This window comes from Micromonospora sp. NPDC003776, from assembly GCF_053605645.1.
This window is the reverse complement of sequence record NZ_JBSGJR010000334.1, coordinates 1-7592: the sequence shown is the minus strand read 5'-3', so window position 1 is coordinate 7592 and position 7592 is coordinate 1. Positions and strand designations below refer to the sequence as shown.

The window sequence follows — 7592 nt, the reverse complement described above, 5'->3', positions numbered from 1 at the left end:
TCGGCGACCACCACCAGGCCCTCCGGCTCGCCGGCCCGCGCCGCCTCGACCACGTCCGCGTTGGTCGAGCCGGTCTCCGCCCGCAGCTCCAGCCGGCGCCACGGGCCGTGCGGGGCGAGCAGCGCGCGCCGCAGCCGGGCCGCCGACAGCGGCGGTCGGTCGAGATCGGTGTACGGCGAGCCGGGCATCCCGTCAGCCTACGGCCCGGCACGGTGCCGGTCGCCGGGAAGCCGGTGAGGCGCACTGCACAGCGGCGCCCGCCTGAACCATCGTTATATTCCGTGGGTGACTACCGAGACCGGGATGAACATCCACACGACCGCCGGCAGGCTGGCGGACCTGGAGCGGCGGCTCGACGAGGCGGTGCACGCCGGGTCGGCGCGGGCGGTCGAGAAGCAGCACGCACGGGGCAAGAAGACCGCCCGGGAGCGGATCGAGATGCTCCTCGACGAGGGCTCGTTCGTCGAGATGGACGAGTTCGCGCGGCACCGCTCCACCAACTTCGGGCTGGAGAAGACCCGCCCGTACGGCGACGGCGTGGTGACCGGCTACGGCACGGTGGACGGCCGGCAGGTCTGCGTCTTCGCGCAGGACTTCACCGTCTTCGGCGGCTCCCTCGGCGAGGTCTTCGGCGAGAAGATCGTCAAGGTGATGGACCTGGCCATGAAGATCGGCTGCCCGGTGATCGGGATCAACGACTCCGGCGGCGCGCGGATCCAGGAGGGCGTCGCCTCGCTGGGCCTCTACGGCGAGATCTTCTTCCGCAACGTCCGGGCCAGCGGCGTCATCCCGCAGATCTCCCTGATCATGGGCCCGTGCGCGGGCGGGGCCGTCTACTCGCCGGCGGTCACCGACTTCACCGTGATGGTCGACCAGACCTCGCACATGTTCATCACCGGCCCCGACGTGATCAAGACGGTCACCGGCGAGGACGTGGGCATGGAGGAGCTGGGCGGCGCCCGCACCCACAACGCGCGCAGCGGCAACGCGCACTACCTCGGCACCGACGAGGAGGACGCGGTCGAGTACGTGAAGGCGCTGCTGTCGTACCTGCCGTCGAACAACCTGGACGAGCCGGTCGTCTACGACGCCCCGGCCGAGCTGGAGATCACCGACGAGGACCGGGAGCTGGACACCCTGATCCCGGATTCGGCGAACCAGCCGTACGACATGCACCGGGTCATCGAGCACGTCCTCGACGACGGGGAGTTCCTCGAGGTCCAGCCGCTGTACGCGCAGAACATCCTGGTCGGCTTCGGCCGGGTCGAGGGGCGTCCGGTCGGCGTGGTCGCCAACCAGCCGATGCAGTTCGCCGGCACCCTGGACATCGCCGCCTCGGAGAAGGCCGCCCGGTTCGTGCGGACCTGCGACGCGTTCAACATCCCGGTGCTGACCTTCGTGGACGTGCCCGGCTTCCTCCCCGGCACCGGTCAGGAGTGGGACGGCATCATCCGGCGCGGCGCGAAGCTCATCTACGCGTACGCCGAGGCCACCGTCCCGAAGGTCACCGTCATCACCCGCAAGGCGTACGGCGGCGCGTACGACGTGATGGGCTCCAAGCACCTCGGCGCCGACCTGAACTTCGCCTGGCCGACCGCGCAGATCGCCGTCATGGGCGCGCAGGGCGCGGTGAACATCCTGTACCGGCAGGAGCTGGCCACCGCCGAGGACCCGGCCGCGGTCCGGGCCGAGAAGATCGCCGAGTACGAGGACACCCTGGCCAACCCGTACATCGCCGCGGAGCGCGGGTACGTCGACGGGGTGATCCCGCCGCACGAGACGCGCACCCAGATCGTCCGGGCGCTGCGGGTGCTGCGCACCAAGCGCGAGACCCTGCCGCCGAAGAAGCACGGCAATATCCCGCTGTAGTGGACCGTGCCGAGGCCCCGCCGGGCGTCCGGCGGGGCCTCCGCGCGTCAGCAGCCGGGGTTGGCAGCGACGCACATCCGGTCGGCCGCGGCCCGCCCCACGTCGAGCAGTCCCGCCTCGGTGACCGTACTGCCGGGCACGCCGGGCCGGAGCGCCTCGCCGGGCCGCAGCACGGTGACCAGGTCGCCGACCCGGACGACCAAGGTGTACTCGGGCGCCATCGGAAACTGGGCCGGCCCGCCGGTGGCCGAGTCGGTCAACTGGGTCACCGTGTGCCGCAGCAGGGCCGACTGGTCACCGGCGAAGTCGCGGGCGGCCACGCTCCAGCCGTGCACGAAGGTGAGGGAGACGCTGCCGCCGTCCCGCTCCACGGTGTTCGCCTGCCGCCACGACGCGCAGGCCGCGACGAGTCGGTCGAGGCCGCTGAAGACGTCGTCCGCCGACGCCAACCGGTAGACGTCCTGGCTGATCACCGGGCTCCGGTGGGTGGCGAATCCGTCCACCGCCTGGCTGCCGATCAGGGTCTGCGCGCGGGAGAACCGGGACTCGGCTGCGGCCGCCGGCACCCCCTGGTCGCGCCCGCAACCGGCGAGCACGTCGTCGACCCGGACCCGTTCCCCGAGGCCGGTGTCGCCGAGCCGCTCGTCGCTGCGCACCGGCACGTCGGCCGGGTCCAGCATCGCCTCGGTCGGGATCTCCGCGTATGCGCCGACGGAAGCGGCCGGGGACGGCCCCCCGGCCCGGCCGACGAGGACGGCGGAGACCGAGGCGACCGCCAGCACCGCCGCGGCGGCGGCGACCGCCGTACGCCGGCCGCGGCGGCGGGCCGCCGCGCGGATCTCGGTCGGCTCCGGCCAGCGGACGTCCCGCAGTTCCCGGTGCACCAGTTCGACGAACCGCACGTCGTCAGGCATCTGCGGCCTCCTCCTCCTCCAGATCCACGACGGTGAGCAGTCCGGCGAGCGCCGCGCGCCCCCGGGACAGCCGTGCCTTGACCGTGCCGACCGGCGCCGCCGTCTCCCGGGCGACCTCCGCCACGGGCATGCCAAGCAGGTAGTAGAGGGCGATGGCGGTGCGCTGTTCCTCCGGCAGTCGGCGCAGCGCGGCGACCACCTCGACGGTGTCGGTGCTCGGCTCGGGGACGCTGCCCGGCGTCCCGTGCCGCAGGTAGGCGCGGGCCCGGCTGCGCAGGCTGCGCCAGCGGCTCACCGCGATCCGGGTGGCCACCACCCGGACCCACGCCTCCGGGTCGTCGTACCGGTGCACCGTCGACCAGCGCTGCCAGGCCCGGATGTACGCCTCCTGCACGGCGTCCTGGGCCTCGGCCAGGTTGCCGGTGAGCACGTAGACGAAGCCCAGCAGCCGTTGCCGGCTGCCCCGGTAGAACTCGTCGAATCCCTCGGCGTCCGGCACGTCGCCACCTCCCCCGCGTCTGTCGCAGGGGACACGCCCGGCGCGCCTCGTGCGGTTGCCCGGTCAGCCGACCATTTTTTCGAGTTCGGCCAGGGGGAAGCCGCCGGCCGGGATCCGCTCCCGGACCGCCCGACGGACGGCGGTCTGGACGGCCGCGTTCGCCGGGGTGGGCACGCCATGCAGCCGGCCGAGCAGCACGATCTCCCCGTTGAGGTGGTCGGCCTCGGCGGACCCGGTGCCCCGGGCCAGGCTCTGCCAGGTGGAGCCGCCGGCCCGTTCCGCGCCGTCCACCGGCCGGTGCTGCACCCGGTCGCTCCGCTCGGCGGCCTCCTCCTCCGGCGTGGTGTGGGCGATGCCGGCGGCGGCGAGCGCGGCCTCCCCCTCGGCGCGTACCCGGGCGGCCAGCGGCTCGGGGACGTCCCGGCCGAGCAGCGCCTGGAGGCCGTTGCCGAGGTTGCCGAGCAGCTTGCCGTACTTCCAGCGCATCACGTCCTCGTGGACCGGGGCGACGAACCCGGCGGCGGTCAGGTCGGCGGCGGTCGCCCGGCTGGTCTCATCCGATCCGGACGGGTAGCGGCCGAGGTGAAGCATCCCCGGATGAGGGTGCCCGTTGGCGACGACCACGCCCGGTTCGAGGTGGGTGGCCGGCAGCCAGACGCAGACCGGGTACACCCGGGCGAAGAGCCGCAGCGCGGCCCGCTCGTTGGCGACACCGTTCTGGGCGAGCACGATCGGCAGCCGCTCGCCCGCCGTGCCGCCGCCCTCGACCGGGGCGTCCACCCAGCTGGCGAGCGCCGCCTCGGTGTCCTGCGACTTCACGGTCAACACCAGCACGGTGTCCGCGGGCAGCGACCGCTCGCCGGGCCCGGCCACCGCGGGCAGGCGGCTGGTCACCGCGCCGTCCGGCGTCCGCAGGGTCAGGCCCTGCTCCTGGAGCGCGGACAGGTGCGCGCCGCGGGCCACCAGCGTCACGTCCCGGCCGGCCTCCCCCAGCCGTACGCCGATGGTGCCGCCGACCGCGCCCGCTCCGATGATCAGGTACCGCATCCGTCCGATTCTGCCTCGTGCCCGCTCAGATCACCTCCGCGAGCTGGCACAACCACACCTTGCCCGTCGGGGTGACCTCCCGGTTCCGGCCGAGCACGCGGAAGCCCGCGGCGACCAGCAGCGCCTCGGCCTCCGCCGATCCGTACCGGGCGAAGAACCGGTCCGCCTCCTCGCCGGGCCATCGCTCCCAGCCCTCGGCGTCGCCCTCCTGCAGGCTGAGCAGCAACGGACCGCCCGGGCGCAGCACCCGACGGACCTCCGCCAGCGCCGCCGGAGCTGCCGCCTTCGGCAGGTGCAGCAGGGAGGCCGAGCACCACACCCCGCCGAGGACGCCAGCCCGGAACGGCAGCCGCAGCAGGTCGCCCTGCACCAGCGGCGCCGCGACCCGGGTGCGGGCGGCCCGCAGCATAGCGGCCGACAGGTCCAGGCCGATGCCCTCCGCCCCTCGGGCGGCCCAGTAGGCGAGGTCACGCCCGGGGCCGCAGCCCAGGTCGAGCAGCGGCCCGTCCGCTCGGCGCTGGAACTCGTCGGCCATCTCCAGGTAGGGCACGGGCACCTCGGGGTTGCGGGCGGCGAACTCTTCCGCGATCCGGTCGTACGCGGCCTGATTCCGGGCGATCACCTCGTCCATGTCGGCGCAGCCTAGCCGGGCCGCGTCGTTCCGGTGGCCAGCCGACACCTGGATGCCGCTCAGGCGGTGATGCCCCAGTCGTTGAGGATCGGGCCGGCGAGGAGCAGCGCGCCGGCCGCGAGGGCGGCGAGGCTGACCAGCATGAACACACCCACCCAGAACAGCGCCGGGAACGGGGTGAGCTGGGCCAGTTGGTCCGCGTCGGACTCCGGCATCCGGCCCCGGCCGCGCAGCCGCTGCAGCTCCACCACCGGGCGTACGCCGCCGAGCAGCAGGAACCACACCGACGTCCAGGCGAAGGCGGCCTGCACCTGCGGGGACGCGTACCAGGAGACGGCCAGCACCAGCCCGCCGGTGACCAGCAGCGAGAGCACACCGAACACGTTGCGGATCATCACCAGCATGGCCAGCAGCAGCACCACGGCGACCCAGAGCAGCAGGGTGATCCGGTTGCCGGCGAGCAGCCACGCCCCGGCGAGACCGACCAGCGACGGGGCGACGTACCCGGCGAGCAGGGTGAGGATCATCCCGGGGCCGCTGGGCCGCCCGGACGAGAGGGTCAGCCCCGAGGTGTCCGAGTGCAACCGGATGCCGTGCAGCTTGCGCCCGGCGAGCCGCGCGACCAGCGCGTGACCGCCCTCGTGGGCGATGGTCACCGCGTTGCGGGAGATCCGCCACGGTAGCTGGGTGGTGACCGCCAGGACCGCGACGAGTGCGGTGAGCAGGACCAGCAGTGGCGGTGGGTCGGGCTGGGCGCTCATCAGCTTGTCCCAGATGGTGCTCAGGCCGTCGATCAGGGGCATGGCCGGGGAGCCTACCGCCCCGATCTGTGCCCACGCGCGGCGACGATGCTCGTCGATGAAAATTCCTTCAGATCCCCTTGTGATCTTGGTTAGTTACCTTCAAATATGGTCGTCAATCAATCGACGTCCATGGAGGCTTCAATGGTCCGCAGACTGTCCGTACGCCGGCTGCTCGCCAGCGCTCTCACCGTCGTCGCCACGGCGGCGGCTGCCCTCGTCGCCACCGCCGGACCGGCGGCCGCGGCGACCACTCCCGGCATCGACGTCTCGAACTACCAGGGCTCGATCAACTGGACCAGCGTCCGGAACGCCGGTATCCAGTTCGCCTTCATCAAGGCCACCGAGGGCACCAGCTACAAGGACCCGAGGTTCAACACGAACTACGTCGCGGCGTACAACGCCGGGGTGATTCGGGGCGCATACCACTTCGCCCGGCCCAACATCTCCGGCGGTGCGGCCCAGGCCGATTACCTGGCCAGCAACGGCGGCGCCTGGTCCGCCGACAGCCGGACCCTGCCGGCCGCCGTCGACCTCGAAGCCAACCCGTACAGCGGCGGCTACTGCTACGGCCTGAGCACCTCCGGGATGCGCACCTGGATCAGCGACTTCCTCAACCGCTACAAGTCCCGCACCAGCCGCTACGCGGTCATCTACACCACCACGAGCTGGTGGAACCAGTGCACCGGCAGCTGGACCGGTCCGTGGGCCAACCACCCGCTCTGGCTCGCCCGCTGGGCGAGCTCGCCGGGCACCCTGCCGGCCGGCGCCCCGGTCTGGAGCTTCTGGCAGTACACCAGCACCGGCAGCGTCTCGGGAATCAGCGGCAACGTCGACCGCGACTACTGGAACGGGGACCGGACCCGGCTGATCGCGCTGGCCAACAACACCGCCTGACGGCCACCCCCCGACACGGGTCGGCGGCAGCGGGACCGCACCTGGTCCGGCTGCCGCCGTCGTCGTCTGTGCCGCCCGTTCAGGCCCTGCGTCGCGTGGCGACCGGCACGGGGACCGCGCCCCGCCCGGCCAGGGTGGTCCGCCGGGCCAACCGCCACGTCGCCACCCCCGCGACGACGAGGGCCACGACACCGAGCACCGCGACCGGCGCGGACAGGCCGGCGCTCACCAGCAGCAGGACGATGTCGCCGAGCGCGACCAGCATCCAGAGTGCCAGCCGGGGCCCGGTGTCCTTGTGTCGGTGACTCATGTCGTACCTCCTTCCGTCGTCGCGGGTTCAGTACCCCCGACGACGGAAGGTCATGCGAGTCAGTTTCGCGAAGGCGGGAATCCCCCGGCTCAGTTCTCCCGGTCGGGCTTGAAGCCCTTGATGATGGTGTCCCAGTCGGCCAGGCTGGCGTCCCAGGCGCTGACCGGAACCTCCCAGCGCAGCGCGAAGCCCCGGTTGCTGGCGGTGGCCACGCCCCGGTTGCGGACGTGGAGACGGACACCGTCCTTGCGCGTCTCAAACCAGTCCCAGTCCGCGCAGGTCCGATACCAGTCGCACGGCTCGATATCGATGTACTTGTAGTCGATGACGTAGTTCTTGCGCGCCGACTCCTTGCTCTTCCAGTCAGCGACGGCGTCGTCCTTCGGGTGAGGGGTCCACTGAATGAACAAGACCCGCTTAGCGCCCCCGACCTCGTAGAGACGGACGTAGTCGGAGCCGGCACTCGCCCGCCATCCCTTCGGGATCGGCACTTTGAACGTCGGGCCCGTGAACACCTGCCAGCCGGCCGGCAGGGCGTTCGCGTCGGTGGACGGGGTGGCCGAGGGCGTCGGGCTGGGCGCGGTGCTCGTCGGCGCGCCCGAGGTCGGCGCGCCGCTGGTCGGCG

General features: G+C 72.6%; 9 protein-coding genes and 1 pseudogene. 2 read left to right on the top strand and 8 right to left on the bottom strand.

Annotated features, from left to right (window positions below):
- A pseudogene (locus ACWEVO_RS23800) lies at positions 1 to 188 on the bottom strand (biotin--[acetyl-CoA-carboxylase] ligase); the annotation flags it as partial.
- 97 nt (positions 189 to 285) lie between these two features.
- Here ACWEVO_RS23800 and ACWEVO_RS23795 point away from each other — a divergent pair.
- On the top strand, positions 286 to 1869 hold the full coding sequence (locus ACWEVO_RS23795) for an acyl-CoA carboxylase subunit beta (RefSeq protein ID WP_452309732.1): 1584 nt from the start codon (positions 286 to 288) through the stop codon (positions 1867 to 1869).
- A 47-nt stretch (positions 1870 to 1916) separates the two neighbouring features.
- Here ACWEVO_RS23795 and ACWEVO_RS23790 read toward each other — a convergent pair whose 3' ends face one another.
- From ACWEVO_RS23790 to ACWEVO_RS23770, 5 genes are all read right to left on the bottom strand, one after another.
- Positions 1917 to 2783 carry a hypothetical protein gene (locus tag ACWEVO_RS23790; protein ID WP_452309731.1) on the bottom strand — a complete coding sequence of 289 codons (867 nt, stop codon included), beginning with the start codon at positions 2781 to 2783 and terminating at the stop codon, positions 1917 to 1919.
- Positions 2776 to 3282 carry a SigE family RNA polymerase sigma factor gene (locus ACWEVO_RS23785; RefSeq protein ID WP_452309730.1) on the bottom strand — a complete coding sequence of 169 codons (507 nt, stop codon included), beginning with the start codon at positions 3280 to 3282 and terminating at the stop codon, positions 2776 to 2778. Before ACWEVO_RS23785 ends, ACWEVO_RS23790 begins: the two co-directional genes overlap by 8 nt.
- A 63-nt stretch (positions 3283 to 3345) precedes the next feature.
- The gene (locus ACWEVO_RS23780) at positions 3346 to 4329 is read right to left on the bottom strand and encodes a ketopantoate reductase family protein (protein ID WP_452309729.1); all 984 of its coding nucleotides are present in this window, start codon (positions 4327 to 4329) and stop codon (positions 3346 to 3348) included.
- Between the two features lie 25 nt (positions 4330 to 4354).
- Entirely contained in the window at positions 4355 to 4960 is a 606-nt protein-coding gene (locus tag ACWEVO_RS23775; protein WP_452309728.1) for a class I SAM-dependent methyltransferase, read from the bottom strand.
- 59 nt (positions 4961 to 5019) lie between these two features.
- On the bottom strand, positions 5020 to 5763 hold the full coding sequence (locus tag ACWEVO_RS23770; protein ID WP_452309727.1) for a M50 family metallopeptidase: 744 nt from the start codon (positions 5761 to 5763) through the stop codon (positions 5020 to 5022).
- Between the two features lie 141 nt (positions 5764 to 5904).
- Here ACWEVO_RS23770 and ACWEVO_RS23765 point away from each other — a divergent pair, with 141 nt between their 5' ends.
- Positions 5905 to 6657 (top strand): GH25 family lysozyme, encoded by a 753-nt coding sequence (locus tag ACWEVO_RS23765; RefSeq protein ID WP_452309726.1) that lies wholly within the window; start codon positions 5905 to 5907, stop codon positions 6655 to 6657.
- Between the two features lie 79 nt (positions 6658 to 6736).
- Here the strand turns inward: ACWEVO_RS23765 and ACWEVO_RS23760 are convergent, their stop codons facing one another.
- Positions 6737 to 6967 (bottom strand): hypothetical protein, encoded by a 231-nt coding sequence (locus ACWEVO_RS23760; protein ID WP_452309725.1) that lies wholly within the window; start codon positions 6965 to 6967, stop codon positions 6737 to 6739.
- A gap of 89 nt (positions 6968 to 7056) precedes the next feature.
- Complete coding sequence (locus tag ACWEVO_RS23755) at positions 7057 to 7377, bottom strand: hypothetical protein (protein ID WP_452309724.1); 321 nt, start codon at positions 7375 to 7377, stop codon at positions 7057 to 7059.
- Positions 7378 to 7592 lie beyond the last annotated feature (215 nt).

Excerpts from the sequence above, each read along its gene's own strand:
- ACWEVO_RS23790 (WP_452309731.1), bottom strand. The coding sequence starts at position 2,783 with ATGCCTGACGACGTGCGGTTCGTCGAACTGGTGCACCGGGAACTGCGG.
- ACWEVO_RS23780 (WP_452309729.1), bottom strand. The coding sequence starts at position 4,329 with ATGCGGTACCTGATCATCGGAGCGGGCGCGGTCGGCGGCACCATCGGC.
- ACWEVO_RS23775 (WP_452309728.1), bottom strand. The coding sequence starts at position 4,960 with ATGGACGAGGTGATCGCCCGGAATCAGGCCGCGTACGACCGGATCGCG.
- ACWEVO_RS23770 (WP_452309727.1), bottom strand. The coding sequence starts at position 5,763 with ATGCCCCTGATCGACGGCCTGAGCACCATCTGGGACAAGCTGATGAGC.
- ACWEVO_RS23765 (WP_452309726.1), top strand. The coding sequence starts at position 5,905 with ATGGTCCGCAGACTGTCCGTACGCCGGCTGCTCGCCAGCGCTCTCACC.
- ACWEVO_RS23760 (WP_452309725.1), bottom strand. The coding sequence starts at position 6,967 with ATGAGTCACCGACACAAGGACACCGGGCCCCGGCTGGCACTCTGGATG.